The sequence below is a fragment of the Pseudomonas sp. Z003-0.4C(8344-21) genome (genome assembly GCF_900104975.1).
Lineage (GTDB): Bacteria > Pseudomonadota > Gammaproteobacteria > Pseudomonadales > Pseudomonadaceae > Aquipseudomonas > Aquipseudomonas granadensis.
The window spans coordinates 764,819-790,701 of record NZ_LT629756.1 but is presented as its reverse complement, the minus strand read 5'-3'; the positions used below and the strand labels follow the sequence as shown (position 1 = coordinate 790,701).

At 61.0% G+C, this 25,883-nt stretch carries 21 protein-coding genes; 6 read left to right on the top strand and 15 right to left on the bottom strand.

From position 1 onward, the window contains the following. Positions 1 to 180: 180 nt before the first annotated feature. The 7 genes from purU to BLU24_RS03585 all read right to left on the bottom strand — a co-directional run bounded on the left by purU (position 181) and on the right by BLU24_RS03585 (position 8,977). Positions 181 to 1,038, bottom strand: coding sequence for a formyltetrahydrofolate deformylase (gene purU / locus BLU24_RS03615; protein WP_093097610.1), 858 nt, complete (start codon positions 1,036 to 1,038; stop codon positions 181 to 183). A gap of 271 nt (positions 1,039 to 1,309) precedes the next feature. Then, positions 1,310 to 1,942 (bottom strand): sarcosine oxidase subunit gamma, encoded by a 633-nt coding sequence (locus tag BLU24_RS03610; protein ID WP_093097608.1) that lies wholly within the window; start codon positions 1,940 to 1,942, stop codon positions 1,310 to 1,312. Between the two features lie 157 nt (positions 1,943 to 2,099). Next, complete coding sequence (locus BLU24_RS03605) at positions 2,100 to 5,117, bottom strand: sarcosine oxidase subunit alpha (protein WP_093097606.1); 3,018 nt, start codon at positions 5,115 to 5,117, stop codon at positions 2,100 to 2,102. Then, a complete protein-coding gene (locus tag BLU24_RS03600) occupies positions 5,114 to 5,443 on the bottom strand; it encodes a sarcosine oxidase subunit delta (RefSeq protein ID WP_016772830.1) in 330 nt (109 codons plus the stop codon). Before BLU24_RS03600 ends, BLU24_RS03605 begins: the two co-directional genes overlap by 4 nt. 14 nt (positions 5,444 to 5,457) lie before the next feature. Beyond that, the gene (locus BLU24_RS03595; protein ID WP_003177603.1) at positions 5,458 to 6,708 is read right to left on the bottom strand and encodes a sarcosine oxidase subunit beta; all 1,251 of its coding nucleotides are present in this window, start codon (positions 6,706 to 6,708) and stop codon (positions 5,458 to 5,460) included. Positions 6,709 to 6,728: 20 nt separating this feature from the next. Next, positions 6,729 to 7,982, bottom strand: a complete 1,254-nt coding sequence (gene glyA / locus BLU24_RS03590; RefSeq protein WP_090286973.1) for a serine hydroxymethyltransferase — start codon at positions 7,980 to 7,982, stop codon at positions 6,729 to 6,731. 284 nt (positions 7,983 to 8,266) lie between these two features. Further along, complete coding sequence (locus tag BLU24_RS03585) at positions 8,267 to 8,977, bottom strand: TraX family protein (protein WP_093097604.1); 711 nt, start codon at positions 8,975 to 8,977, stop codon at positions 8,267 to 8,269. 126 nt (positions 8,978 to 9,103) lie between these two features. Here BLU24_RS03585 and BLU24_RS03580 point away from each other — a divergent pair, with 126 nt between their 5' ends. Together BLU24_RS03580 and BLU24_RS03575 are read left to right on the top strand one after the other, a co-directional pair. Beyond that, positions 9,104 to 10,144 carry a threonine aldolase family protein gene (locus BLU24_RS03580; protein WP_090286977.1) on the top strand — a complete coding sequence of 347 codons (1,041 nt, stop codon included), beginning with the start codon at positions 9,104 to 9,106 and terminating at the stop codon, positions 10,142 to 10,144. Positions 10,145 to 10,489: 345 nt separating this feature from the next. Next, a complete protein-coding gene (locus BLU24_RS03575) occupies positions 10,490 to 11,023 on the top strand; it encodes an REP-associated tyrosine transposase (RefSeq protein ID WP_093097602.1) in 534 nt (177 codons plus the stop codon). Between the two features lie 79 nt (positions 11,024 to 11,102). Here the strand turns inward: BLU24_RS03575 and gbcB are convergent, their stop codons facing one another. Then, positions 11,103 to 12,203, bottom strand: coding sequence for a glycine-betaine demethylase subunit GbcB (gene gbcB / locus BLU24_RS03570; RefSeq protein ID WP_093097600.1), 1,101 nt, complete (start codon positions 12,201 to 12,203; stop codon positions 11,103 to 11,105). Positions 12,204 to 12,499: 296 nt separating this feature from the next. Between gbcB and gbcA the strand changes: the two genes are divergently transcribed. Next, positions 12,500 to 13,795, top strand: a complete 1,296-nt coding sequence (gbcA, locus tag BLU24_RS03560) for a glycine-betaine demethylase subunit GbcA (protein ID WP_039757637.1) — start codon at positions 12,500 to 12,502, stop codon at positions 13,793 to 13,795. Positions 13,796 to 14,722: 927 nt separating this feature from the next. On the opposite strand, the gene etfB is transcribed toward gbcA, so the two are convergent. The 6 genes from etfB to BLU24_RS03530 form a co-directional block, all read right to left on the bottom strand. Then, a complete protein-coding gene (gene etfB, locus BLU24_RS03555) occupies positions 14,723 to 15,493 on the bottom strand; it encodes an electron transfer flavoprotein subunit beta (protein ID WP_093097598.1) in 771 nt (256 codons plus the stop codon). A gap of 9 nt (positions 15,494 to 15,502) precedes the next feature. After that, positions 15,503 to 16,723, bottom strand: a complete 1,221-nt coding sequence (gene etfA, locus BLU24_RS03550) for an electron transfer flavoprotein subunit alpha (protein WP_093097596.1) — start codon at positions 16,721 to 16,723, stop codon at positions 15,503 to 15,505. Beyond that, positions 16,723 to 18,672, bottom strand: coding sequence for a dimethylglycine demethylation protein DgcB (gene dgcB, locus BLU24_RS03545; protein WP_093097593.1), 1,950 nt, complete (start codon positions 18,670 to 18,672; stop codon positions 16,723 to 16,725). Before dgcB ends, etfA begins: the two co-directional genes overlap by 1 nt. Positions 18,673 to 18,785: 113 nt before the next feature. Then, positions 18,786 to 20,846, bottom strand: coding sequence for a dimethylglycine demethylation protein DgcA (dgcA, locus tag BLU24_RS03540; protein ID WP_093097591.1), 2,061 nt, complete (start codon positions 20,844 to 20,846; stop codon positions 18,786 to 18,788). A 15-nt stretch (positions 20,847 to 20,861) separates the two neighbouring features. Then, positions 20,862 to 21,392: a DUF5943 domain-containing protein gene (locus BLU24_RS03535; RefSeq protein ID WP_005792152.1), complete on the bottom strand. Its 531-nt coding sequence runs from the start codon at positions 21,390 to 21,392 to the stop codon at positions 20,862 to 20,864. Positions 21,393 to 21,497: 105 nt separating this feature from the next. Next, positions 21,498 to 22,475, bottom strand: coding sequence for a dipeptidase (locus tag BLU24_RS03530; protein WP_007962626.1), 978 nt, complete (start codon positions 22,473 to 22,475; stop codon positions 21,498 to 21,500). Between the two features lie 231 nt (positions 22,476 to 22,706). Here BLU24_RS03530 and BLU24_RS03525 point away from each other — a divergent pair, with 231 nt between their 5' ends. Next, complete coding sequence (locus BLU24_RS03525; RefSeq protein WP_093106410.1) at positions 22,707 to 23,108, top strand: lysozyme inhibitor LprI family protein; 402 nt, start codon at positions 22,707 to 22,709, stop codon at positions 23,106 to 23,108. A gap of 47 nt (positions 23,109 to 23,155) precedes the next feature. After that, the gene (locus BLU24_RS03520) at positions 23,156 to 23,572 is read left to right on the top strand and encodes a DUF3010 family protein (protein ID WP_093097589.1); all 417 of its coding nucleotides are present in this window, start codon (positions 23,156 to 23,158) and stop codon (positions 23,570 to 23,572) included. A 143-nt stretch (positions 23,573 to 23,715) separates the two neighbouring features. Here the strand turns inward: BLU24_RS03520 and BLU24_RS03515 are convergent, their stop codons facing one another. Further along, entirely contained in the window at positions 23,716 to 24,660 is a 945-nt protein-coding gene (locus BLU24_RS03515; RefSeq protein ID WP_093097587.1) for a GlxA family transcriptional regulator, read from the bottom strand. A gap of 191 nt (positions 24,661 to 24,851) precedes the next feature. On the opposite strand from BLU24_RS03515, the gene BLU24_RS03510 reads away from it, so the two are divergent. Then, a complete protein-coding gene (locus tag BLU24_RS03510; protein ID WP_093097584.1) occupies positions 24,852 to 25,796 on the top strand; it encodes a choline ABC transporter substrate-binding protein in 945 nt (314 codons plus the stop codon). Positions 25,797 to 25,883: the final 87 nt, after the last annotated feature.

The window sequence follows — 25,883 nt, the reverse complement described above, 5'->3', positions numbered from 1 at the left end:
TATGGAACCGCGTCGCCCCAAGAAGGGCAGCGCGTTGAGTGCTCGGGTTATTGCTTGTTGGTTTTGCGTTGTTTGTTATGGCCTCATCGCTGGCAAGCCAGCTCCCACAGGTTTCGGGTGGAATCAAATATTGTGTACGACACAAATCCCTGTGGGAGCTGGCTTGCCAGCGATGGCGGCCTAAAGAACGACCGTGCGATTGGCATTGAGAAACACTCTGCGCTCAATGTGATACCCAACCGCCCGCGCCAGCGTCAGCCCTTCGATATCGCGCCCCTTGGCAATCAGGTCCTCGGGGTAATGACTGTGATCCACCGCCTCGACGCCTTGGGCAATGATCGGCCCCTCGTCCAGATCGTTGTTGATGTAATGCGCGGTCGCACCGACCAGTTTCACGCCTTTGTTGTAGGCCTGGTGATACGGCTTGGCGCCCTTGAAGCCGGGCAGCAGCGAGTGGTGGATGTTGATCGCCTTGCCATCGAGCTTGCGGCACAGCTCCGGCGACAGCACCTGCATGTAGCGGGCAAGGATCACCAGTTCGGCGCCGGACTCTTCGATCACCTGCCAGACCTGCCGCTCCTGCGCCGGCTTGTCGTTGGGGTCGAGAGGAAAATGGTAGTAGGGAATCTGGTGCCAGTCGGCCAACGGCTTGAGATCCGGATGGTTGGAGACCACCGCGGCCACATCCATCGACAACTGGCCGATGCGCTGGCGATAGAGCAAATCGTTGAGGCAGTGATCGGCCTTGGACACCATGATCACCACTTTCGGCCGGTAGTTCGGCGCGGTCAGCTCGAACACCATGCCAAAGGCCTGACCGCGCTCGGCCAGGCCGGTGCGGAAGGATTGTTCGTCGAAGCCGTCGGGCTGGCGGAATTCCACACGAATGAAAAAGCGCCCGGAGAGACGGTCGTCGAACGAATGGTGCTCAGTGACGTAGCAGCCCTGCTCGAACAGAAAACGCGTGACCGCGTCCACGGTGCCGAGGACGCTGGGGCAGTCGGCGGTCAGAATCCATGTGTCTGGGGCGCGGCTCATGGTGCGGTGACTCCTGTTCATTGTGCGGGGTGTCAGGTTTTTCCCTCACCCTAGCCCTCTCCCAGAGGGAGAGGGGACTGACCGAGGTGTTCTTTCGAGCTACGCCGACGTGAAATACCGAGTCGTACTCAAGAGCAATTTCGAGCGAGACTCAAATCTCCCATACGCCAGAGATCGGCTCCCTTTCCCCCTCTCCTCCCTGGGGGAGAGGGCTGGGTGAGGGGGAAAAAATCTCCGGCCCTACACGCAAGCAAGCTCAACACAATTCACTTCAGGCCTGAACACTGAGGCCGTACTCGGCCGAAGCATCCTGCAACCACAACCACCAGTAATCCGAGAAGCTGCGGCGAATCAGCAATTCCCAGGTGTCTTCGGCCGTATGGCGGATCATCAGCTGCGACTTGGCGAACACCGTGCCCACCGCTTTGCCGACCGGAAAGTTGTTCGGGTGCACGTCGTAGCTGGTCGACTTCATCAGCACCTGACGCACGTTCGGCCCGCTCAGTTCGAGCAGTTGCTGGCCGCCGCTGACGTTGACGATTGCGATGTGCAGGTCGCCCAGCGCTTCGCGCAATTTCTGCTCGGCGGCGAACTCTTCACCGCTGGGCACGATCAGCAGCCATTCGTCCGGGCCCATCCATTGCAGGCTGGTTTCACCTTTGACGACGACGCTGAGGGCGCCGGGCAGTTCAATGCCCAGCGCCTTGTGCACACCGGCGGCGAAGGCGGCATCGTGGCCATCGCCACGAATGGTCAGGTGGCCGAGGAGTTTTTTCTCACGCACGATCACGCCGGCGTTCTTGCGTCCCTTGCCGACCAGGCTGGCGAGGTCGGCATGGTGCAGCGACGACTCGGCGCGCGCGCCGGTGGTCGGACGTTGCTGGTACACATTGGCTGTGGTCATAAAGCACCTTCTGAATTCTGACTTGAGCCCTGTGTAGGCAGATCTACCGCTATCGCGAGCAGGCTCACTCCTACAAGGGGTACGCGATCACCTGTAGGAGTGAGCCTGCTCGCGATGAAGTCACCGCGGTGCAACTGCACTCCCCAGGAGCCGACCATCAAATGTTCTGCCGCTCGCCCTTCGGATCGAAGAACACCGAAGAAACGATTTCCGCCTCGATCACGCTGCCATCGGCCAGCGGTGCAAACACCCGCTCGCCCATGCGCTTGAGACCGCCCTTGACCACACCCATGGCAAACGAATAACCGAGGGAGTTGTGCGCGTAGCTGGAAGTCACGTGGCCGACCATGCTCATCGGGATCGCCTGCTTGGTGTTGAACACCAGTTGCGCACCTTCCGGCAGCCATTTGGTTGGATCGACCGGTTTCAGGCCGACCAACTGTTTGCGTTGATCACGCACGCAGTCTTCACGGTTCATCCCACGCTGGCCGATCCACGAGAATGGTTTGGTGCGACCCACACACCAGCCCATGTTCAGGTCATCCGGGGTCATCGAGCCGTCGGTGTCCTGGCCGACGATGATGAAACCCTTCTCGGCGCGCAGCACGTGCATGGTTTCGGTGCCGTACGGCGTCAGGTTGTACTGCTTGCCGGCCTCGACGATTTTTTCCAGCACGCCCATCGCATAGTCGGCCTGGACGTTGACTTCGTACGACAGCTCGCCAGTGAACGAGATGCGGAACACCCGCGCCGGCACGTCACCCACCAGACCTTCTTTCCAGGTCATGAACGGGAATGCTTCGTTGCTCAGGTCGATATCGGTCACGGCACTGAGCAGCTTGCGGCTGTTCGGCCCGGACAGGGTCATGGTCGCCCAGTGGTCGGTGACCGAGGTGAAGTAGACCTTCATCTGCGGCCATTCGGTCTGGTGGTACAGCTCCAGCCATTGCAGTACGCGGGCAGCGCCACCGGTGGTGGTGGTCATGACGAAATGGTTGTCGGCCAGACACGCCGTGACACCGTCGTCGAAGACCATGCCGTCTTCCTTGCACATCAAACCGTAACGCGCCTTGCCCACGTCGAGCTTGGTCCAGGCGTTGGTGTACACGCGGTTGAGGAACTCGCGGGCATCCGGGCCTTGAATGTCGATCTTGCCGAGGGTCGAGGCATCGAGCAGGCCGACGCTGTCGCGCACGGCTTTGCATTCGCGCTTGACCGCGGCGTGCATGTCTTCGCCGTTTTTCGGGAAATACCATGGACGCTTCCACTGCCCGACGTCTTCGAACTCGGCGCCGTTCTTCACATGCCAGGCATGCAGCGCGGTGTAGCGCACCGGTTCAAAAATGTGCCCACAGTGACGACCGGCGACGGCGCCGAAGGTCACCGGCGTGTAGTTCGGGCGGAACATCGTGGTGCCCATCTGCGGGATGGTCACGTTCAAGGAGCGTGCGGCAATCGCCAGACCGTTGACGTTACCGAGCTTGCCCTGATCGGTGCCGAAGCCCAGCGCGGTGTAGCGCTTGACGTGCTCGACCGACTCGAAACCTTCACGGGTTGCCAGTTCGATGCCACCGGCGGTGACGTCGTTCTGCAGGTCGACGAACTGCTTCGGCGCACGTGCCGAGTTCTTCTCGTGGGGCACCTGGAACAGCGCCAGGGTCGGTTCTTCGACGCGGCTCAAGGCTTTCGGCAGCACGCCTTCGACAGTCTGGAAACCGGCTTCAGCAGCAGCGCGCACGCCACCTTCGAAACCGTCAGCCAGAGAATCGCCGAGCGCGTAAACGCCATTGACGCCACCCACGCACACGCGTTTCTGCGGCGCCTCTCCCGGTACGAAACCAAGGATGTCTTCACGCCAGATCGGCTTGCCGCCCAGGTGCGAAGCCAAGTGCACCACCGGGCTGTAACCACCGGAACTGGCAACCAGATCGCAGTCGAGCCATTCGCCCGGGCTGGTTACGGCATGCGCTTTCACATCAATCGCCGCAACACGGGCAGCGGTCACGCGCTTGCTGCCACGCGCTTCGATCACAGCGCTGCCGGTGAGGATGCGAATGCCTTTGGCGCGCGCTTCTTCCACCAGCGCACCGCGCGGATTGCTGCGGGCATCGGCGATGGCCACCACTTGCAGACTCGCATCGAGCCAGTCCAGCGCCACACGATAGGCGTGATCGTTGTTGGTCGACAGCAGCAGTTTTTTGCCCGGCGCCACGCCATAGCGACGCACGTAAGTCGACACCGCACCGGCAAGCATGTTGCCCGGCACGTCGTTGTTGCCGTAGACCAGCGGACGCTCATGGGCGCCGGTCGCCAGCACCACACGCTTGGCGCGGACACGGTGGATGCGCTGACGCACCTGGCCGATCGGCGCGCGGTCACCGAGGTGATCGGTGAGGCGTTCGTGAATGGTCAGGAAGTTGTGGTCGTGGTAACCGTTGACCGTGGCGCGCGGCAACAGCAGCACGTCCGGGGTGTTCTCAAGTTCAGCGAGGACGCTGGCGACCCACTCCATCGCCGGTTTGCCATCGAGGCTTTCGCGCGAGTCGAGCAGGCTACCGCCGAACTCTTCCTGCTCATCGGCCAGGATCACTCGGGCACCGCTGCGCGCAGCGGCCAGGGCAGCGGCGAGACCGGCCGGGCCGGCGCCGACGATCAGCACGTCGCAGTGCTGGTTCATGTAGTCGTAGGTGTCCGGATCGTTCTCGGTCGGCGAACGGCCGAGCCCGGCAGCCTTGCGGATGTACTTCTCGTAAGTCATCCAGAACGATTGCGGGTACATGAAGGTTTTGTAGTAGAAACCCGGCGGCATCAGCTTGCCGCCGACCTTGCCGAGAATGCCCATCATGTCGTTGTTGACGCTCGGCCAGCCGTTGGTGCTGGTCGCGACCAGACCCTGGTACAACGCCTGTTGCGTGGCGCGCACGTTGGGAATCTGCGTGGCTTCGGTGGCGCCGATCTGCAGAATCGCGTTCGGCTCTTCGGCACCGGCGGCGAAGATGCCGCGCGGACGCGAATACTTGAAGCTGCGGCCGATGATATCGACGCCGTTGGCAATCAGCGCGGCGGCCAGGGTGTCACCCTCGAAACCTTTGTAGGTCTGGCCGTTGAAGGTGAAGCTCAGCACTTTGTTGCGGTCGATCCGTCCACCGTTGGACAGGCGATTGGTCTGGCTCATACCTTCTCTCCCAGCGCCGTCGTGGCGGTTTTTGCAGTACCAGCCTTGTCGGTGAATTGTGGCTTCTCGCCGATCTTGTAGCTCTCGAGAATCTCGTAGGTCACGGTGTCGCGGGTGACGTTGAAGTACTGCCGGCAACCGGCGACGTGGTCCCACAGTTCGTGGTGCAGACCGCGCGGGTTATCGCGGAAGAACATGTAGTCGCCCCACTCCTCGTCGGTGCAGGCGTTCGGGTCCAGTGGGCGCGGGATGTGCGCCTGGCCGGATGCGTGGAATTCCTCTTCGGAGCGCAGTTCGCCGCAGTGAGGACAGAAGATGTGCAACATGGGGATTTCTCCTGTTAGTGGGCGACGGCAGCAGCGCCGTGTTCGTCGATGAGGGCGCCGTTGTGGAAACGGTCGATGGAGAAAGGTGCGGCCAACGGGTGCATTTCACCCTTGGCCAGGCTCGCGGCAAACACGTTGCCCGACCCGGGAGTGGCCTTGAAGCCACCGGTGCCCCAACCGCAGTTGAAGAACATGTTCGGTACCGGGGTTTTCGAAATGATCGGGCAGGCGTCCGGAGTGGTGTCGACGATGCCGCCCCACTGGCGGTTCATGCGCACGCGGGACAACACCGGGAACATCTCGACGATCGCTTGCACGGTGTGTTCGATCACCGGGTACGAACCACGCTGGCCATAGCCGTTGTAGCCGTCGATACCGGCACCGATCACCAGGTCGCCCTTGTCGGACTGGCTGATGTAACCGTGCACGGCGTTGGACATGATCACGCTGTCGATAATCGGTTTGATCGGCTCGGACACCAGCGCTTGCAGCGGGTGGGATTCGATCGGCAGACGGAAACCGGCGAGCTTGGCCATGTGCCCGGAGTTACCGGCAGTGACCACACCGACGCGCTTGGCGCCGATGAAACCCTTGTTGGTTTCGACGCCGATGCACACACCGTTTTCCTTGCGGAAACCGATCACTTCAGTCTGCTGGATCAGGTCCACGCCCAAGGCATCGGCGGCACGGGCAAAGCCCCAGGCCACGGCATCGTGACGGGCGACGCCGCCGCGACGCTGCACGGTAGCGCCCATCACTGGGTAACGGGTGTTCTTCGAGCAGTCGAGGTACGGAATCTCGTCTGCCACTTGCTTGGCGTTGAGCAGTTCACCATCCACGCCGTTGAGGCGGTTGGCGCTGACCCGACGCTCGGAATCACGGATGTCCTGCAGGGTGTGGCACAGGTTGTAGACGCCACGCTGGGAGAACATCACGTTGTAGTTGAGGTCCTGCGACAGGCCTTCCCACAATTTCATCGCGTGTTCGTAAAGGTGCGCCGACTCGTCCCACAGGTAGTTGGAACGGACGATGGTGGTGTTGCGCGCGGTATTACCGCCGCCCAGCCAGCCCTTCTCGACCACCGCGACGTTGGTGATGCCGTGTTCTTTCGCCAGGTAATAGGCGGTCGCCAGACCGTGCCCGCCACCGCCGACGATGACCACGTCGTAGACTTTTTTCGGCGTGGGCGTGCGCCACATGCGCTGCCAGTTTTCGTGGTGGCTGAGCGAGTGTTTGAAGAGGCCGAAGCCCGAGTAGCGTTGCATAGTCATTTACTCCAGAACGCTCAGCGATAAACCGGGAAGTCTGCGCACAGGGCCGACACCTGTTGGGCAACATTGGCCTCGACATCGGCGTCACCGAGGTTGTCGAGGATGTCGCAGATCCAGCCGGCGAGGGTTTCGCACTGGCTGACCTTGAAGCCGCGGGTGGTCACCGCCGGGGTGCCGATGCGCAGGCCCGAGGTCACGAACGGCGACTGCGGGTCGTTCGGCACGGCGTTCTTGTTCACGGTGATGTGAGCGCGGCCGAGGGCAGCATCAGCGTCCTTGCCGGTCAGGCCCTGACGGATCAGGCTGACCAGGAACAAATGGTTATCGGTGCCGCCGGACACCACATCGTAGCCACGCTTGATGAACACGCTGGCCATCGCCTGAGCGTTGTCGATCACTTGTTGCTGATAGGCCTTGAAGCCTGGCTCCAGCGCTTCCTTGAAGCACACCGCCTTACCGGCGATGACGTGCATCAGCGGGCCGCCCTGGGCGCCGGGGAATACTGCGGCGTTGAGCTTCTTTTCGATCTCTTCGTTGGACTTGGCCAGGATCAGCCCACCGCGTGGACCGCGCAGAGTCTTGTGGGTAGTGGTGGTGACCACGTCGGCGTACGGCAGCGGGTTCGGGTACAGACCGGCGGCGACCAGACCGGCAACGTGGGCCATGTCGACGAACAGCAGCGCACCGACCTTATCGGCGATCTGACGGAAGCGCGGAAAATCCAGAGTCTTCGAGTAAGCGGAGAAACCGGCGACGATCATTTTCGGCTTGGATTCGACGGCGAGACGCTCGACCTCGTCGTAATCGATCAGCCCGGTGTCGGTGTTGATACCGTACTGCACGGCGTTGTAGAGTTTGCCCGAGGACGACACTTTCGCGCCGTGGGTCAGGTGGCCGCCGTGGGCCAGGCTCATGCCGAGGATGGTGTCGCCCGGCTGGATCAACGCCAGGTACACCGCGCTGTTGGCCGACGAACCGGAGTGCGGCTGGACGTTGGCGTAATCGGCGCCGAACAGTTGCTTGGCGCGTTCGATCGCCAGCGCTTCGACCTTATCGACGTGCTCGCAGCCACCGTAGTAGCGCTTGCCCGGATAGCCTTCAGCATATTTGTTGGTCAGGCCACTGCCTTGCGCCTGCATGACGCGCTTGCTGGTGTAGTTCTCCGACGCGATCAGCTCGATGTGATCTTCCTGACGTTGCTCCTCGGCATTCATCGCCGCCAGCAGTGCATCGTCGTAACCCTGGATCTGGTCTTGCTTGCTGAACATCGCGTCTCTCCCAGCGGCATCTGTGCGCCATTCGTCTCGGTAAGGCACCGGCAATCGCAGCGGTGCCCTTTGATGCGATGGTATGACCGGCACAGACAGCTCAAATGCCTGCGCGCGCCACGCAAAGGTGCGTTTACGACATGGCTGGAAATGCGTTTTCCAGACTCGATCTCGAAAACACTGGAGAACCCTGTGGGAGCTGGCTTGCCAGCGATGGCGGTGTCATATCCGACATCGACGGGGGCTGACCCACAGCTATCGCTGGCAAGCCAGCTCCCACAGGGTTAAGCGGTGATTTGACGGATGAGTAGCAGCAGGAGGAAATGCGCGGGGTAAAGGGCGTACGCCCACCGGCGCATCGGTGGCGGCTGAAGATGTCGCCCCTGTCGCAACAGGAACATCCCCAGCATTGGCGCCAACAGACAAACCGCCAGACCAAGAATCGCCACGCGATTGCCGAACCGCGCCGATTCGAGCAATACCTGCCATTGATTGGCAGCGAGACAGATCAGGCCCGGCATCAGAGCGAAATACCAGGGGCGGCGAAACACCCACAGCATCGCGAAGGGCAGCAGAACGCCGAAAAAACCAAACATCAGTCGTTCTGAAAAAACCGCCGCGGCCACCAACGCAGCGGCTGCCAGCAGTCGCGATACCGACGAGGAGTCCTGCCACCCGCGCGCCACCAACAACCCCAGCGCCAGCGTCGGCATCACGTTCAACGTGTCAGGATCAGCAATGTACAAGCGATACGGAATTTCACTGACGGCGCTGAACAGCAACAACCAGCCCAGATAGCGCCACTCCATTTTTCGCGAACCGTCGCGCGAAAGATTCGCCGCCATCGCCAGGCAGAACCACGGAAAGGCCAGTCGCCCCGGCACGTACAGCCAATCGGCGGAAAAGCCGACATATCGCAGGTGATCGAGGACCATACTCAATAGCGCCAGCCACTTGAGCAGATCCAGCGCACCGTCGCGTCGGCTCAGGTGCATAATCGGCTCATAAACTGGTAATTTCCTGCACCCGACATCGCATGTGCTCCCCGGAAGATCTTCGGTAAAGTGCGCATCTTCATTGACCACGAGCCTTCACAAGAGTCTCGATTACGGAAGCCGGCCATGACCGACAAGAGCCAACAATTCGCCAGCGACAACTATTCCGGTATCTGCCCGGAAGCCTGGGCTGCCATGGAACAGGCCAATCACGGCCACCAGCGCGCCTATGGCGACGATGAATGGACCGCCCGCGCGGCCGATCATTTCCGCAACCTGTTCGAAACCGACTGCGAAGTGTTCTTCGCCTTCAACGGCACCGCCGCCAACTCGCTGGCCCTGTCGTCGCTGTGCCAGAGTTACCACAGCGTGATCTGCTCGGAAACCGCCCATGTCGAAACCGACGAATGCGGCGCCCCGGAATTTTTCTCCAACGGTTCGAAACTGCTGATCGCCGGCACCGAAAACGGCAAGATCACTCCGCAGTCGATCCGCGAAGTCGCGCTCAAGCGCCAGGACATTCACTACCCGAAACCGCGTGTGGTGACCCTGACCCAGGCCACTGAAGTCGGCAGCGTCTACACCCCGGAAGAAGTCCGCGCGATCAGCGCCACCTGCAAGGAGCTGGGCCTGCATCTGCACATGGACGGCGCGCGGTTTTCCAACGCTTGCGCGTTCCTCGGCTGCTCGCCCGCTGATCTGACCTGGAAGGCCGGCGTCGATGTGCTCTGCTTCGGCGGCACGAAAAACGGCATGGCGGTGGGCGAGGCGATTCTGTTCTTCAACCACAAACTGGCCGAAGACTTCGATTACCGCTGCAAACAGGCCGGGCAACTGGCGTCGAAAATGCGCTTCCTGTCGGCGCCATGGGTCGGCATTCTGGAAAACGGCGCCTGGCTCAAATACGCCCGCCACGCCAACCACTGCGCGCAACTGCTGGCCGAGCTGGTCAGCGACATACCCGGCGTCGAACTGATGTTCCCGGTCCAGGCCAACGGCGTGTTCCTGCAACTGTCGGAACCGGCCATCGCCGCGCTGACTGCGAAGAACTGGCGGTTCTACACCTTCATCGGCAAGGGCGGCGCACGCTTCATGTGCTCCTGGGACACCGAAGAAGAACGCGTGCGCGAACTGGCGCGTGACATTCGCGAAGTGATGTCGGCCTGATCCCCCTCCCCTGTGGGAGCGAGCCTGCTCGCGAAGAGGCCGTCATGATCGTTCCCACGCTCCCGCGTGGGAATGCCTCCCGGGACGCTCCGCGTTCCAGCCCCACCACCTTCGCCACACTAAACACCGCTATGACCCAGAGCTTCAGTGGCTGCATTCCCACGCAAAGCGTGGGATCGATCCCGCGTCAAAATGACGTTTCCCACGCACACCAGTGACTTCTTCCTCTAGCGCGATAAATCTGCACGCCCCACTCTGATCGTTCCCACGCTCCGCGTGGTAACGCCTCTCGGGACGCTCCGCGTTTCATCTCCTTCGCACCGCAAGATTCAAGGATCGAATCCCATGGGCCGCAGCCGCTACACGATTACCGAAGCCGACAAGCCGCACTTCCTGACCTGTACCGTTATGGAATGGTTGCCGTTATTCATTCGCCCATACATCGTTGAGCACCTGCTCCATTGCTGGCGCTATCAACAAACTCATCACGACTTGAAGCTGTATGGCTACGTGATCCTGGAAAACCACCTACACTTCGTCGCTCAAGCACCCGATCTGAGCAAATGCCTCAGCCAGTTCAAGTCCTTCACCGCGCGACAGATCATCAAAGATTTGCAAACCAAAGGCGCCGACAAAGCCCTGCAGCGTCTGCGCTTCAGCAAACGCGCGCATAAGCAGGATCGGGTTTATCAACTGTGGCAAGAAGGCGCGCACGCAGAGATGGTCTACAGCGAATCAGTGATGCGCCAGAAACTTGAATACATCCACAACAACCCGGTGAAACGCGGTTACGTGGATTTACCAGAGCATTGGCGGTATTCGAGTGCCAGGGACTACGCAGGAACTGAGGGACTGATCGAGGTTCAGCGCTTGTATTGAAATGGGACGCGGAGCGTCCCGGGCTGCATTCCCACGCAGAGCGTGGGAACGATCAGCTGTCGTGCGTGCGAGATGCCGATTAAAACTCAATCCGCACATCACCTTTAGGCACGCTGCAGCAAGAAAGGATGAAACCCTCGGCCTCGTCATCCTCGGTAATCCCGCCGTTGTGCTCCATCTCCACTTCGCCACCGAGCTTCATCACCTTGCACGTTCCGCAAATGCCCATGCCGCAGGCTTTCGGGATCATCAAGCCCAGCTTGGCCGCCGCCGCGTGCACGGTTTCGCCCGGTGCCACGCGGATGCTCTTGCCGGAGGCGGTGAATTCGACTTGATGCAGATCCGCCGCGTCGATTTCCGGCGCATCGGCTGCCTGCTCGGCCTGTTCCACCGCGTCGGCACGCGCTTCCGGTGGCGTAGCGCCGAACGATTCCTCGTGATAACGCGACATGTCGTAGCCGGCGTTTTCCAGCAGGCGCTTGACTGCGGTCATGTACGGCGTCGGGCCGCAGCAGAACACTTCGCGTTCGAGGAAGTCCGGCACCATCAGCTCAAGCATCTTGTGGTTGAGGTAGCCGCGATAACCGGCCCATGGCTCACCGAGGCCATGTTTCTCGCAGATCAGGTGCAGGCTGAAGTTGTCGATCCGCGACGCCATGTGTTCCAGCTCGCGGTGATAAATGATGTCCTTCGGCGAGCGCGCGCTGTGGATAAAGGTCATGTCGACGTTGGCGTTGGTGTCGTAGAACCAGCGCGCCATCGACATGCACGGGGTGATACCGACGCCACCGCTGAGGTACAGAACTTTCGGGCTCGGGAAATCGATGGCATTGAACAACCCGACCGGGCCATGCACCGCCAGCTCCTGCCCCTCGTGAAGGGTATCGTGCAGCCAGTTGGACACCTTGCCGCCCGGCACGCGCTTGATGGTTACCGAAAAGCTGTACGGCACCGAGGGCGAGCTGGAAATGGTGTATGAGCGCATGACCGGCTGGCCTTCGATTTCCAGCTCCAGGGTGACGAACTGCCCCGGCTTGAAAAAGTACATGATCGGCTGATCGGCCATGAAGCAGAACGTGCGCACATCCCAGGTTTCCTGGATGACTTTGACGCAACGGACAATGTGTCGGCCATTGGCCCAGGTCTGGGTGGTGACCGGATTCAGGAAGCTGTTGGACATGCTGTTCTCCACGGCCGACTGTCGGCCTCATGTCGGCGATTCTGCGTATAGCGCGGACCGCGCGTTTACCTATCCGCGACATTGACATACTTATCGCGACCAGCCCTTGAACACCGGGGCTTGCGCGTCGGGAACAGATTGCACCATGTCGCCCATGGATAAGGTTCGGGGCAGCGCCGGCCCCACACTCGCCCCAACACAAGACGACTTCTTTACACCTTGCGTAGCAACCGTTTTGCAGCACACCTGATCAGCCACTTTCGCCGGCCACGCAGAGGGCCATGAGGATTACATCGATGGACGTCACCGCAAAAATCAGCCTGGGCGATCCGCTGGAACCCGCACGCAAGGCCACCGCACAGATGCTTCAGGAGCGCGAGCGGACCTTTTCCCTGCCGCAGCCGTTCTACAGCGACGAGCGCCTGTTCGATATCGACATGCAGGAGATCTTTCAGAAAGAGTGGTTGATCGCCGGCATGACCTGCGAAATCCCGGCCAAGGGCAACTACCTGACCCTACAGATCGGCAAGAACCCGATCATCGTCATTCGTGGCGCCGAAGGCGTGGTGCACGCGTTCCATAACGTCTGCCGCCACCGTGGCTCGCGCCTGTGCACCAGTGAAAAAGGCAAGGTCGCCAAACTGGTCTGTCATTACCACCAGTGGACGTACGAACTGGACGGTCGCCTGCTGTTCGCAGGCACCGAGATGGGCGCCGACTTCGACATGAAGCAGTACGGCCTCAAACCGGTGAACGTGAAAACCGCCGGCGGCTACATCTTCATCAGCCTGGCCGAGAATCCGCCGGCCATCGATGACTTCCTGTCGACGCTCAACCATTACATGGAACCGTACGACATGGAGAACACCAAGGTGGCGATCACCACCACCTTGATGGAAAAGGCCAACTGGAAACTCGTCCTGGAAAACAACCGCGAGTGCTACCACTGCAACGCGTCGCACCCGGAACTGCTGAAAACCCTGCTGGAATGGGACGACGTCACCGATCCGCGCGCCGATCAGGCATTCAAGGACCACGTCGCCGCCTCCGCCGCGGCTTGGGAAGCCGAGAAGATTCCGTACGCCCACGCCAGTTTTGGCCTGCGCAACCGCATCGTGCGCATGCCGCTGCTCAAGGGCACCGTGTCGATGACCCTCGATGGCAAGCAGGGCTGCGCCAAATTGATGGGCCGGATCAAGAACCCGGACCTGGGTTCGATGCGCATCCTGCACCTGCCGCATTCGTGGAACCACTGCATGGGCGACCACATCATCGTCTTCACTGTATGGCCGATCAGCGCCCAGGAAACCATGGTCACCACCAAATGGCTGGTGCACAAGGATGCCGTCGAAGGCGTCGATTACGATGTGGAGCGCATGCGTCAGGTATGGGACGCCACCAACGATCAGGACCGTCGCCTGGCAGAAGAGAACCAGCGCGGGATCAACTCCACCGCCTACCAGCCGGGGCCCTACTCGAAGACTTATGAGTTTGGCGTGGTCAACTTTGTCGACTGGTACAGCGAGCGGATGTTGAACAACCTTGGGGCTGAGCCAGCACCGTACCTCAAAGGCGTTCCTGTTCAAGGCTAAAAAAAGTATCGTGAGCAGGCTCACGCCTACAGTTTGGAATGCGTTCCCCTGTAGGAGTGAGCCTGCTCGCGATAGCTATTTAACATTCACCACATCCCCAAACCTTAATTGCGCAAATTCTGATCAACCACCCCGCCAGCCATACCCTGCAAGCCCCCCAGCCTTCCGCAAACAAGTTATCCACATACCCACCCACAGCAATTGGGGGTAACTGTGGATGAAGTGAAAAATATCCTGCTGATTTGCAAAGAAAAACCGTGACTTATTCAGAATCATGGTTTCTGAAAACGGCTGATCACTTTTTGAACAGATCTCTACAGATCAGGTTTTTAAAGGCCTGTAGCGGGTAGCGAACACGTTATCCACAGAAGCGCCAACAGAGATCGGGGGTAACTTCGCTTATTCTGTGGAAAAGCGTGCAAGGCTGGGGAAAAGACCCGGTGCATGGCGCTTTTACTGCAGAACGGCATCATTTGATCAAAATTTGACCACCCCCTTGTAAGCCCCGTTTCATAAGGGGTGTAGAGGACAGCGAACATGTTGTCCACAGAAGCGCCAACAGGGATTGGGGGCAAGTTTTCGCACGGCTTTGTAAAAAACCTCTGAAAATCCGTAGGTTACACTGATCACTTTTTGATCATTGGGGTGGAAGGCTTGATTGGCTTGGCATGCAGGGAGGGGCGAACATGTTATCCACAGACTCGCCAACAGGGATTGTGGGTAAGCAGCCTACCCTTACCCCAGCCCTCTCCCCAAGGGAGAGGGAGCAGACCGAGTCGACTCGTAAAGGTACATCGAACAGAACGATCGAGGCGGTCTCAGTTTGGCCAAACCAAGGCCATCGCAACGTCGCAGGTCGATGTAATTGGCCAATTCACCACGGTAGGTCCCCTCTCCCTCCGGGAGAGGGCTAGGGTGAGGGGCTTTTCAGCGCACCACACCCTCTTCGATCAGCAATTTGAGGATGGCTTCGGCACCCGCCTGCGCGGTAACACCTTTCAAAACCTGCCCACCGCCACCACTGGCCTTCGCCGTGGCAGCCTTCATCCGGTCAGCCCCGCTCTTGGCCTTGATCACTTTCAAACGCTTGGGCCGTGGCTTGGCAGGCTGCAGCGTGGCGACGGCCAGGAGTTGGTCGTCCACCACCTCGACTTCATTGGCCTGCAACTCGCCCCGTCGCGCCGGCCCATAAGCACTCTGCCGAGGTTTCGGCCCAGCGTTATCCACAGTCGCCAGAAACGGCAGCTTCACCTTCAAGCGTCGACGCTGCCCACGCGGCAACGCTTGCAGCACCAGTGCCGAGCCCTCGTTGATCGACTCCACCTGTGCCAGCCCGACCACCAGTGGCCAGCCCAGGCCTTCGGCGAGCAGAAACGGCAACATCCCCGAACCTTCGCCGGTTTCCGCCTGGCTGCCGGTCAATACCACCTGCGCACCTGCATCACGCAGGTATGCGGTCAGCGCCGGCAACGCATCGGCGCCAGCCGGTTGTTCCAGCACGTGCATCTGCTCAAGACCCATGCCCAGATACGCGCGCAGGGCCGGTTCGGCGATGTCGCCGGCGTGCAGCACTTGCAGGTTATCCCCAGCCAGTTGCAGGCCCAGCTCGACCGCGCGGGCGTCCTGTTCGGCGCGCCGTGGCCGGCCGGAGGTAGGATGGGCGCCAATCGAGACCAGACTGATAACGTTCGTGTTCATAGGGTTTCCTTAAGCCGCATCGCGCTTGGCGTCGTTGCGGTAAGCCGCGACCGCTTCAATCAACGCTTGCAGAATCTCTGCGCTTTCGCCGATTACCGAAAGGTCGGCACGCTTGATCATGTCGCAACCCGGATCGAGGTTGATCGCCACCACCTTGTCGCAGGCGCCGATGCCTTGCAGGTGCTGGATCGCCCCGGAGATACCCACGGCGACATACACCCGCGCGGTGACCCAGGTGCCGGACGCACCGACCTGGCGATCACGGGCCATGAAACCATCGTCCACGGCGACCCGCGACGCGCCCTCGGTGGCGCCGAGTGCAGCGGCTGTTTCGTGGAACAGCGCCCAGTCCTTCACGCCGTTGCCACCGGAGAAAATGAATTCGGCTTCGGCCATCGGAATCGCGCCCGGGTCCACCGCCACCGCACCGAGATCTTCGATTCGCGCCAGGCTGCGCGCCACGCTTGTGGATAACTCTACCGGCAGTGCTTCGTGACGGGTTTCGCTGACCGGTTCGGCGCATTCGGCCGCCGCCAGGATCAACCGCTCGACCGGACGGGCCAAGTCCTGCAACCCGGCGCCAGCGCGGCCGATGCATTCCTGGTCCTTCACTTGCCAGACCCGCGTTGCCGGGCGTTCGCCCAGCGCTGCAGCAAAGCGTCGGCCGAGTTCGCCACCACCGCTACGACTGTCCGGCAGCAACCAGTGGCGCGGATTGAACTGGTTATCCACAGCCCGCAGCCCTTGCACCCGTTGTTCCGGTGCATAACCGCTGAATTCGTCGCCTTCAAGTACCAGCAAGCGATCGACGCCGGCGGTTTCAAAAGTGCTTTCCTTATGCTCGCCAAACACCACCGCCAACACCGCGCCGTCCGTGCCGGCCAGTTGATGAGCGAGGCCCAGCAGATCGCGGTCGTGGCTGCTCAAGCGGCCGCCAACCATGTCCGGCACCACGCAGATGTAGAACGCCGGCGCTGGTACCTGATGTAACGGCAATTGCACCTCAACCGCGGCCGAACGCTTGACCGCCCCGCCCTGCTGCGCGCCGCTGCGGTCAATGCGTTTGATGCCGTTGGGGCCGATAAAACCGATGCCGTGCAGATTCTTGCGGATAATGCCGTTAGGTCCCATCCAGTTGTGTTGCGCCGGTTGCATCGCCGCGTGCAGCGGATGCAGGCGGTTACGCGCGATCCATTCGGCGCGCGGGTCGCGGCGGATAATGTCGCTCATCAATGCACCTCCGCAGGTTCACGTTTGGCCGGTATCGCCGGTTTGCTCGGCGCGGCGTCTTCGAGCAACGCATCGGCCACCAGTTCGGCAATGTCCTTGATCAGCGGACGCGGTTCGACCACGCCTTCGAGCATCGCGGTGCACTGTGGACAACCCACGGCCACCAGTTCGGCGCCGGTCTCGCGGATGTCGTCCATGCGCATGTCGGGAATGCGCTGCTTGCCCGGAATATCAGTGATCGGCGCGCCACCGCCACCGCCGCAGCAGCGCGAACGGAAACCGGAACGCTGCATCTCTTTGACTTCGATGCCGAGCGCACGCAGCACTTCGCGCGGTGCTTCGTATTCGCCGTTGTAGCGGCCCAGGTAGCACGGGTCGTGATAGGTCACGCAGCTGCCTTTGTGCTGACCGAGGTTGAGCGCGCCAGCCTGGATGATCTCGGCCATGTAGGTGCTGTGGTGCTGCACCAGATAATGGCCGTCGAAGGCGCCGTACTCGTTTTTCAGCACATGGAAACTGTGCGGATCGCAGGTGACGATGCGGTTGAAGCTGTATTTGGCCAAGGTCTGGATATTGCGCTTGGCGAGCAACTGGAAGGTCGCTTCGTCACCGAGCCGCCGCGCCACGTCGCCGCTGTCGCGCTCCTCGAGGCCGAGCACGGCGAAGTCGGTTTTCGCCGCTTTCAGCACTTTGACGAAGGCACGCAAGGTGCGCTGGTTGCGCATGTCGAAGGCGCCATCGCCGACCCAGAACAGCACGTCGGTGGTTTTCTTCTCGCTGAGCAGATGGAGGTTCAGATCGGCTGCCCAGTTCATCCGCCCGCCCGGGGCGAAGCCGCCGGGGTTGTCGGTTGCAATGAGGTTTTCGAGGACTTCGGCGCCCTTGTTCGGCGTCGCACCTTTTTCCAGGGTCAGGTGGCGGCGCATGTCGACGATCGCATCGACGTGCTCGATCATCATCGGGCATTCCTCGACGCAGGCGCGGCAGGTGGTGCACGACCACAGGGTTTCGGCATCGACCAGACCGTTGACGATCGGCTGATGCGGATTGCCGCCATGTTCGCCCACGGGCTTACCCGGATACGGACTGCCAGCGAATTTGGCATCGGTGCCACCGGCGAGACCGACAACCATGTCCTGAATCAGTTTTTTCGGGTTCAGCGGCTGGCCGGCGGCGAACGCCGGGCACGCGGCTTCACATTTGCCGCACTGCACACACGCATCAAAACCGAGCAACTGGTTCCAAGTGAAATCCCTGGGTTTTTCCACACCCAGCGGTGCGTCTGGATTGCTCAGGTCCAGCGCTTTCAAACCGGTCGAGCGACCACCGCCAAAGCGTTCCGGGCGACGGTGCCAGGCCAGATGCAGCGCGCCGGCGAAGGCGTGCTTCATCGGCCCGCCCCAAGTCATGCCGAAGAACAGTTCCGACACGCCCCACAGCACGCCAACACCGAGAATGGCGGCGAGCACCCAACCGCCGAAGTTCTCCGGCAGGATCCCGGCCACCGGCAAGGTCACCAGAAAGAACGACGCGGAAAACGCCAGCAGGCTTTTCGGCAGGCGCATCCACGGGCCTTTCGACAAGCGCGCTGGCGGATTACGACGACGCAGGTACATGAAGATTGCACCGACGAACATCACCGCCGACATCAGCAGCAAGGCGTAGCCGAGGATGCGGTTATGCAGGCCGAAACCGTGCACCAGAATCGCCAGCACAATCGACGCCACCGCACCGCCGGCCGTGGCGACGTGGGTGTTGGCGATGTATTTGTCCCGCGCCACGACGTGGTGCAGGTCGACCATGTAGCGCTTGGGCATGGCCAGCAGACCGCCGAGCAGATCGACCTTCACCGCCCGGCCACGACGCCACATGTTCATCCGCCGCAGCGCGCCGAGGACCGCAAGGCCGATGGCTGCGAACAACAGGATTGGAAGAAGGGTGTTCAACATCAGAGTCACCTCTGGCGAGCGGCAAGCTGCAAGCTACAAGCGGCAAGAAAGAGCAGCATGGACCGGCTGTGCTTTTACTTGCAGCTTGCAGCTTGTGGCTTGCAGCTGAGCCGTCAAAAATCCTTACAGAGCCGAAGTGCGTCGTAAATGGCGGCGTGGGTATTACGCTGCGCCACGCAGTCGCCGATGCGGAACAGCAAGTAGCCGTCGCCCGCCTCGCTCAGCGAAGGCTGGGGCTGGATCGCGAACAGCGCTTCGACGTCGATCTGGCCCTTGTTGCGCGAGCCGTCCTTGAGGGCGTAGTAGATTTCCTCGTCCGGGCGCACGCCGTTTTCGACGACCACCTGATCGACCACCCGCTCCTCTTTCGCGCCGGTGTACTCGTTCTCCAGCACCGCCACCAGCTTGTCGCCTTCGCGGTAGACCTTCTCCAGCATCATGTCGCCGGTCATGATCACTTCTTTCGGATACATGCTGCGGTAGTAGGTCGGGAACGACGTACCGCCAATGGCCACGCCCGGTTTGATGTCGTCGGTGACGATCTCGACCTGGCTGCCCTTGTCGGCGAGGAAGTCGGCGACCGACATGCCGGTAAATTCGCAAATGGTGTCGTAGACCAGCACGTTCTTGCCCGGCGCGACCTTGCCGTCGAGCACGTCCCAGCTGCTGACCACCAGCCCTTCGGCGGCGCCCCAGTGCTCGTTCTGCTCAAGATACGGATGTCCGCCGACCGCCAGCACCACCACGTCCGGACGCAGGTCCATGATGGTTGGCGCATCCGCCGCTACGCCCAGGCGCAGATCGACTTTCAACCGCGCCAGTTCCAGCTGGAACCAGCGGGTGATGCCGGCGATCTGGTCGCGCTGCGGTGCTTTCGACGCGGTCGTGATCTGCCCGCCGATGAATTCTTTTTTCTCAAACAGTGTCACGTCGTGGCCACGCTCGGCAGCCACCCGTGCGGCTTCCATCCCGGCCGGGCCGGCACCGACGATCACCACTTTGCGTTTCGGCCCGGTGGATTTCTCGATGATGTGCGGCACGCCCATGTATTCACGGGAAGTCGCGGCGTTCTGGATGCACAGCACGTCCAGACCCTGATACTGACGGTCGATGCAATAGTTGGCGCCGACGCACTGCTTGATCTGATCGATCTGGCCCATCTTGATCTTGGCGATCAGGTGCGGGTCAGCGATGTGCGCGCGTGTCATGCCGACCATGTCGACGTAACCGCCCTCGAGAATTCGCGTGGCCTGGTTCGGGTCCTTGATGTTCTGCGCGTGCAGCACCGGCACCTTGACCACTTCCTTGATCCCGGCAGCCAGGTGCAGGAACGGCTCCGGTGGATAACTCATGTTCGGAATGACGTTGGCCAGGGTGTTGTGAGTGTCGCAACCCGAGCCGACCACGCCGATGAAATCGAGCATGCCGGTGTCGTCGTAATACTTGGCGATCTGCTTCATGTCCTCGTGGGACAAGCCGTCCGGATGAAACTCGTCACCGCACAGGCGCATGCCCACGCAGAAGTCGTCACCGACCTCGGCGCGTACGGCTTTCAGTACTTCGAGACCGAACTTCATCCGTCCTTCGAAGCTGCCGCCCCATTCGTCGGTGCGCTTGTTGACGCGCGGGCTCCAGAACTGGTCGATCATGTGCTGGTGCACGGCCGACAACTCGACGCCATCGAGGCCACCGGCCTTGGCCCGGCGCGCGGCCTGGGCATAGTTGCCGATCACCCGCCAGATTTCTTCCGGCTCGATGGTCTTGCAGGTGGCGCGGTGCACCGGTTCACGGATGCCCGACGGCGACATCAAGGTCGGCCAGTTGAAACCGTCCCAGCGCGAGCGCCGGCCCATGTGGGTAATCTGGATCATGATCTTGGCGCCATGCTTGTGCATGGCGTCGGCCAGATTCTGGAAATGCGGAATGATCCGGTCGGTGGACAGGTTGACCGAACTCCACCACTCCTGCGGGCTGTCGATCGCCACCACGGACGAACCGCCGCAGATGGCCAGGCCGATGCCGCCCTTGGCCTTCTCTTCGTAATACTTGACGTAGCGGTCGGTGGTCATGCCGCCGTCAGTCGCGTAGACCTCGGCGTGCGCGGTGCTGAGCACGCGGTTGCGGATGGTCAGTTTGCCGATCTGGATCGGCTGGAACATTGCTTCGAAAGCCATTTCACGGTCCTCGGCTTACAACGGCTTGACGGTGAACAGGCCGTCATCGTGGCCCTCTTCGGAGCCTCCGTAGACTTGTTCGGCCACAGTACGAATCTTGCTGCCACGGGCTTCGAGGATCTGGTCCATGGCGCCGGCAAACCAGCCGGTGAACATGTAATCGACCTTGCGCCCGACCTTGCCATAGACGTAGACAAACGCCGAGTGCTCGAGCTTGACGCTGGCGGTGCCTTTGTCGAGGTCGATGTCCTGAATCTTGAACAGACCCCAGCCGCGTTGCGACAGGCGTTTCATGTAGTGTTCGAACACCGCAACGCCTTCAAGTCCGTGGCATTCAGCTTCTTTTTCACACCAGTGCCAGGCGGATTTGTAGCCGGCCTTGTAGAGGATTTCGGCGTAGGCATCAGCACCCAATACTTCTTCGATGCCCATGTGGTTATTGACGAAAAAGTGCCGTGGCACGTAGAGCATCGGCAGGGCGTCGGAGGTCCAGACACCGGTCTCGCTGTCGACTTCGATAGGCAATTGCGGGGCGATCTTGGCCATGGAAACTTAACTCCAGAAAAATGATGGTTCAGTGTTGGCCGCGGCCCTCACCCCAGCCCTCTCCCTCAGGAGAGGGGGCAGATCGGCGGCGGTCTTGAGAAAGCGCTATTCGCCCCAGACGTCTTTCAGGACGTTGACCCAGTTCTCGCCCATGATCTTGCGCACCACGCGTTCGGAATGGCCGCGCTTGAGCAGGGTTTCGGTGAGGTTGGGGAATTCGCCGACGGTGCGGATGCCCAGCGGGTTGATGATCTTGCCGAAGCTGGTCAGGCGGCGGGCGTAGCCCTTGTCGTGGGTCAGGTATTCGAAGAAGTCCTGGCCGTGGCCCTGAGTGAAGTCGGTGCCGATGCCGATGGCGTCTTCGCCGACGATGTTCATGGTGTATTCAATCGCTTCGGCATAATCGTCGATGGTCGAATCGATGCCCTTGGCGAGGAACGGCGCGAACATGGTCACGCCGACGAAGCCGCCGTGGTCGGCAATGAATTTGAGTTCTGCATCGGACTTGTTGCGCGGGTGTTCTTTGAGCCCCGACGGCAGGCAGTGCGAGTAGCACACCGGTTTTTTCGATTCGAGAATGACTTCTTCGGAGGTCTTGGAGCCGACGTGAGACAGGTCGCACATGACGCCGACGCGGTTCATCTCGGCGACGATCTCGCGGCCGAAGCCCGACAGGCCGCCGTCACGCTCGTAGCAACCGGTGCCGACCAGATTCTGGGTGTTGTAGCACATCTGCACGATGCCGACGCCGAGCTGCTTGAACACCTCGACATAGCCGATCTGGTCTTCGAAAGCGTGGGCGTTCTGGAAGCCGAAGAGAATGCCGGTCTTGCCCTGTTCCTTGGCACGACGGATGTCGGCGGTGGTGCGCACCGGCATCACCAGGTCGCTGTTCTCGCGGATCAGCTTCTGGCTGGCGGCGATGTTGTTCACGGTCGCCTGAAAGCCTTCCCACACCGACACAGTGCAGTTGGCCGCCGTCAGACCGCCCTTGCGCATGTCTTCGAACAGCTCGCGGTTCCATTTGGCAATGATCAGACCGTCGATAACGATGCTGTCGGCGTGTAATTCGGCTGGGCTCATCAGGCGTCCCCTTGTTGGCGATTCATGCGCCGAATCGTCTGCCGGCGCTTTGGGGCCAGCATATGCCTAGGTGTCGGGGCGACCGGGTGCAAAAACGACAGGGGAATTGCCGAAAGCGTCAATCCGCGACAAAGGGTCGTGTGCCGCTCCGATCAGCTACCTGTTCAAGCTCGCATGCTTGCGCCAGAATCTGCCGCAGCCTGCACACACCAACGGATTAGAGCGACCCCAATGAAATCGATCCTCCTCGCCCTGGCACTGATTGCGACCGGCGCCCACGCCGCCGAAGAATCCGAGAACAACCCATGCGACGCGGTGGAAAACGACATCCAGACCCTGGAATGCTCCGCCTACAGCCGCACCACCGCCGAAGACCTGCTCAAGGACAACTACGCCAGCCTCAACGAACGCATGCAGACTGCGTACGGCAAGAACCCGACGCAACTGGCCGACATCACCGCCAAGTTGAAGACCGCCCAGCAGCAGTGGTTGAAGACGCGGGACGCCGATTGCGCAGTTGAAGCATTCCCGGCGACGGCTGGCAGCAAGGCTTTCACAATTGCGCAGAATGATTGTGTGGCGCGGATGAGTGATGAACGGTCGGAGTTTTTGGAGTCGATCGGGCAGGAATGAGTGTTTGAGCTGTAAGCTGAACCTCTTAAGTCAGTCTAAGGATTCCCATGAACATCTGCGGCATCGAAATCAAAGGCAGCGAAGCGATCATCGCCGTGGCCGCTCTCGACGGCTCGGCCTTGAGCCACGTTCCCCTTGCCACGAAAAAAATTGCCCTCGATGACGATGACGAAGCGGCCAACGTGAAGCTGTTCGCGGCGCAGGTGGCGTCTTTTGTGCGAGAGAATTCGGTGGACCGGATTGCGATCAAGAAGCGCAGCAAAAAAGGCGAGTTTGCCGGTGGGCCGACGACGTTCAAGATTGAAGGCGTGTTTCAGCTGCTGGACGGGTGTGAGGTGACGCTGCTGTCGCCGCAGACGATCAATGCGCAGGCCAAGAAGCACAATTTCGAACTGCCGGGGACGCTGAACAAGTATCAGCATGAGGCTTACAAAGCGGCATGTTCGGCGTTGGTGAAGAGGTAACCCGATTGCCGAAATCACATTGGAACCTGTGGGAGCGGGCTTGCCCGCGATGACGGACTGTCAGGCAATACTAATGTTGGATGTGCCGACCTCATCGCGGGCAAGCCCGCTCCCACAGGATTCTATGGCGTTGCGGAAGCCATTCAGGCCTGTGCGGTACGCCGGTCTTCGCGCGGGCAGCGGGCGAATTTTGCGCGGTAGCTGCGGGTGAAGTACGACGGCGACTCGAAGCCACAGGCAATGCTCACTTCGAGCACGCTCATGTCGGTCTGGCGTAACAGCTGCCGCGCCTTCTCAAGCCTTAACCGCAGATAGAAATTGCTCGGCGTGTCGTTCAGATGCAGCCGAAACAAGCGCTCCAGCTGCCGCCGGGTAACCTTGATCGATTCCGCCAGTTGCAGCGTGGTCAGCGGTGGTTCGCTGTGCTGTTCCATCTCGCCGATCACTTGCACCAGTTTCTTGTTACTGATGCCGTAGCGCGTGGCGACTTCCATGCGCTGGTGGTCTTTGCGCGGGCGGATGCGCCCGAGCACGAATTGCTCGCTGACCTGAATCGCCAGTTGCGGGCCGTGGGCCTGGGCAATCAGGTCGAGCATCAGATCAATCGAGGCCGTGCCACCCGCCGAAGTGATCCGCCGCCGATCAATCTCGAACAGCTCCTGGGTCACGCTCAGCTGTGGATAAGATTCCTTGAACGCATCGATCGCCTCCCAGTGCAGCGTCAGGCGGTGCCCGTCGAGCAGCCCTGCTTCGGCGAGGACGAAGCTACCGGTGTCGATGCCACCGAGCGTCACACCGTCGTTGTCCAGCCGACGCAACCAGTGCTCCAGCGTCGGCGTGATGAACTTCAGCGGTTCGAAGCCGGCCACCACCAGCAACGTTGCACCTTTCTTCAGCGGCTCCAGCGCGGCATCGGCGTTGACCGACATGCCATTGCTTGCCAGTACCGGCCCGCCGTCGGCGCTGAGCACATGCCAGCGATACAGCTCGCCACGAAAGCGATTGGCCACGCGCAACGGTTCGATTGCTGAAATAAAGCCAATGGCGGAGAACCCCGGCATCAGCAAAAAGTAGAAATCCTGGGACATGGGCGCACTCGGTTGGCGGACGCGTGGCTCGTTGATACGCCGTTTGCCGGCGGCATTCAAGCGTGCAGGTCGCTACAGTGCAAATGCCAGTCGCCGCAGTGCGCTTTTACCGGGCCGTTGCTGCGTAACTTGGCACCACCGGCGCGCCAGATGCCGGAAACCACAATAATCGAACTGCCGAGGAACCCGACATGAAACGACTGATCAGCAGCTGCGTTCTTGCACTCAGCGGTACCGCTTTTTTGAGCACCGGCGTCATGGCGGCCGAACCGGCGTCCTGCAAGAACGTGCGCATGGGCGTGGTCAACTGGACTGACGTAATCGCCACCAGTGCCATGACCCAGGTCCTGCTCGACGGCCTCGGCTACAGCACCAAACAGACCAGCGCCTCCCAGCAGATCATCTTCGCCGGGATTCGCGATCAGCGCCTGGACCTGTTCCTCGGTTACTGGAACCCGCTGATGACCCAGACCATCACCCCGTTCGTCGAGGCCAACCAGGTCAAGGTGCTTGAAGCGCCAAGCCTGAAAGACGCCCGCGCCACTCTCGCGGTGCCGACGTATCTGGCTGACAAGGGTCTGAAAACCTTTGCCGACATCGCCAAATTTCAGAAGGAACTGGGCGGCAAGATCTACGGCATCGAGCCGGGCTCGGGCGCCAATACGCAGATCAAGGCAATGATCGCCAAGAACCAGTTCGGCCTCGGCAAGTTCCAGCTGGTGGAATCGAGCGAGGCCGGCATGCTCGCCGCCGTCGATCGCGCGGTGCGCCGCAAGGAAGCCGTGGTGTTCTTCGGCTGGGCGCCGCACCCGATGAACGTCAACATTCAGATGACTTATCTGACCGGCAGCGAAGACGCCCTCGGCCCGAACGAAGGCATGGCCACGGTCTGGACCGTCACGGCACCGAAATACGCCGAGCAGTGCCCGAATATCGGCCGCCTGCTGACCAACCTGACTTTCACCGCCGAAGACGAGAGCCGGATGATGCAGCCGCTGCTCGATCATAAAGACGCCTTCGAATCGGCAAAGCAATGGCTCAAGGATCACCCGGAAGACAAGCAGCGCTGGCTCGAAGGGGTGACTACCTTCGACGGCAAACCGGCCGCTGAAAACCTGCAGCTGACCAGCAAATAAGCCTCTTTTGAAAAGCCCCTCACCCTGACCCTCTCCCATAGGGAGAGGGGATTTAACGACGCTACGCAGCCCCGAACAGGGCTGCGG

What these genes read in the sequence shown, in the direction of transcription:
- gbcB (WP_093097600.1), bottom strand. Translation starts at nt 12,203, where the DNA reads ATGTCCAACAGCTTCCTGAATCCGGTCACCACCCAGACCTGGGCCAAT.
- BLU24_RS03535 (WP_005792152.1), bottom strand. Translation starts at nt 21,392, where the DNA reads ATGGCCAAGATCGCCCCGCAATTGCCTATCGAAGTCGACAGCGAGACC.
- BLU24_RS03605 (WP_093097606.1), bottom strand. Translation starts at nt 5,117, where the DNA reads ATGAGCCAGACCAATCGCCTGTCCAACGGTGGACGGATCGACCGCAAC.
- etfA (WP_093097596.1), bottom strand. Translation starts at nt 16,723, where the DNA reads ATGAGCGACATTATCCGCCGCGACCCGCGCGCCGAATGGATCGCGCGT.
- gbcA (WP_039757637.1), top strand. Translation starts at nt 12,500, where the DNA reads ATGGACGTCACCGCAAAAATCAGCCTGGGCGATCCGCTGGAACCCGCA.
- BLU24_RS03595 (WP_003177603.1), bottom strand. Translation starts at nt 6,708, where the DNA reads ATGCAACGCTACTCGGGCTTCGGCCTCTTCAAACACTCGCTCAGCCAC.
- BLU24_RS03585 (WP_093097604.1), bottom strand. Translation starts at nt 8,977, where the DNA reads ATGCACCTGAGCCGACGCGACGGTGCGCTGGATCTGCTCAAGTGGCTG.
- BLU24_RS03610 (WP_093097608.1), bottom strand. Translation starts at nt 1,942, where the DNA reads ATGACCACAGCCAATGTGTACCAGCAACGTCCGACCACCGGCGCGCGC.
- glyA (WP_090286973.1), bottom strand. Translation starts at nt 7,982, where the DNA reads ATGTTCAGCAAGCAAGACCAGATCCAGGGTTACGACGATGCACTGCTG.
- BLU24_RS03515 (WP_093097587.1), bottom strand. Translation starts at nt 24,660, where the DNA reads ATGTCCCAGGATTTCTACTTTTTGCTGATGCCGGGGTTCTCCGCCATT.
- BLU24_RS03520 (WP_093097589.1), top strand. Translation starts at nt 23,156, where the DNA reads ATGAACATCTGCGGCATCGAAATCAAAGGCAGCGAAGCGATCATCGCC.
- BLU24_RS03510 (WP_093097584.1), top strand. Translation starts at nt 24,852, where the DNA reads ATGAAACGACTGATCAGCAGCTGCGTTCTTGCACTCAGCGGTACCGCT.
- etfB (WP_093097598.1), bottom strand. Translation starts at nt 15,493, where the DNA reads ATGAACACGAACGTTATCAGTCTGGTCTCGATTGGCGCCCATCCTACC.
- dgcA (WP_093097591.1), bottom strand. Translation starts at nt 20,846, where the DNA reads ATGGCTTTCGAAGCAATGTTCCAGCCGATCCAGATCGGCAAACTGACC.
- BLU24_RS03525 (WP_093106410.1), top strand. Translation starts at nt 22,707, where the DNA reads ATGAAATCGATCCTCCTCGCCCTGGCACTGATTGCGACCGGCGCCCAC.
- BLU24_RS03575 (WP_093097602.1), top strand. Translation starts at nt 10,490, where the DNA reads ATGGGCCGCAGCCGCTACACGATTACCGAAGCCGACAAGCCGCACTTC.
- dgcB (WP_093097593.1), bottom strand. Translation starts at nt 18,672, where the DNA reads ATGTTGAACACCCTTCTTCCAATCCTGTTGTTCGCAGCCATCGGCCTT.
- BLU24_RS03600 (WP_016772830.1), bottom strand. Translation starts at nt 5,443, where the DNA reads ATGTTGCACATCTTCTGTCCTCACTGCGGCGAACTGCGCTCCGAAGAG.
- BLU24_RS03530 (WP_007962626.1), bottom strand. Translation starts at nt 22,475, where the DNA reads ATGAGCCCAGCCGAATTACACGCCGACAGCATCGTTATCGACGGTCTG.
- purU (WP_093097610.1), bottom strand. Translation starts at nt 1,038, where the DNA reads ATGAGCCGCGCCCCAGACACATGGATTCTGACCGCCGACTGCCCCAGC.
- BLU24_RS03580 (WP_090286977.1), top strand. Translation starts at nt 9,104, where the DNA reads ATGACCGACAAGAGCCAACAATTCGCCAGCGACAACTATTCCGGTATC.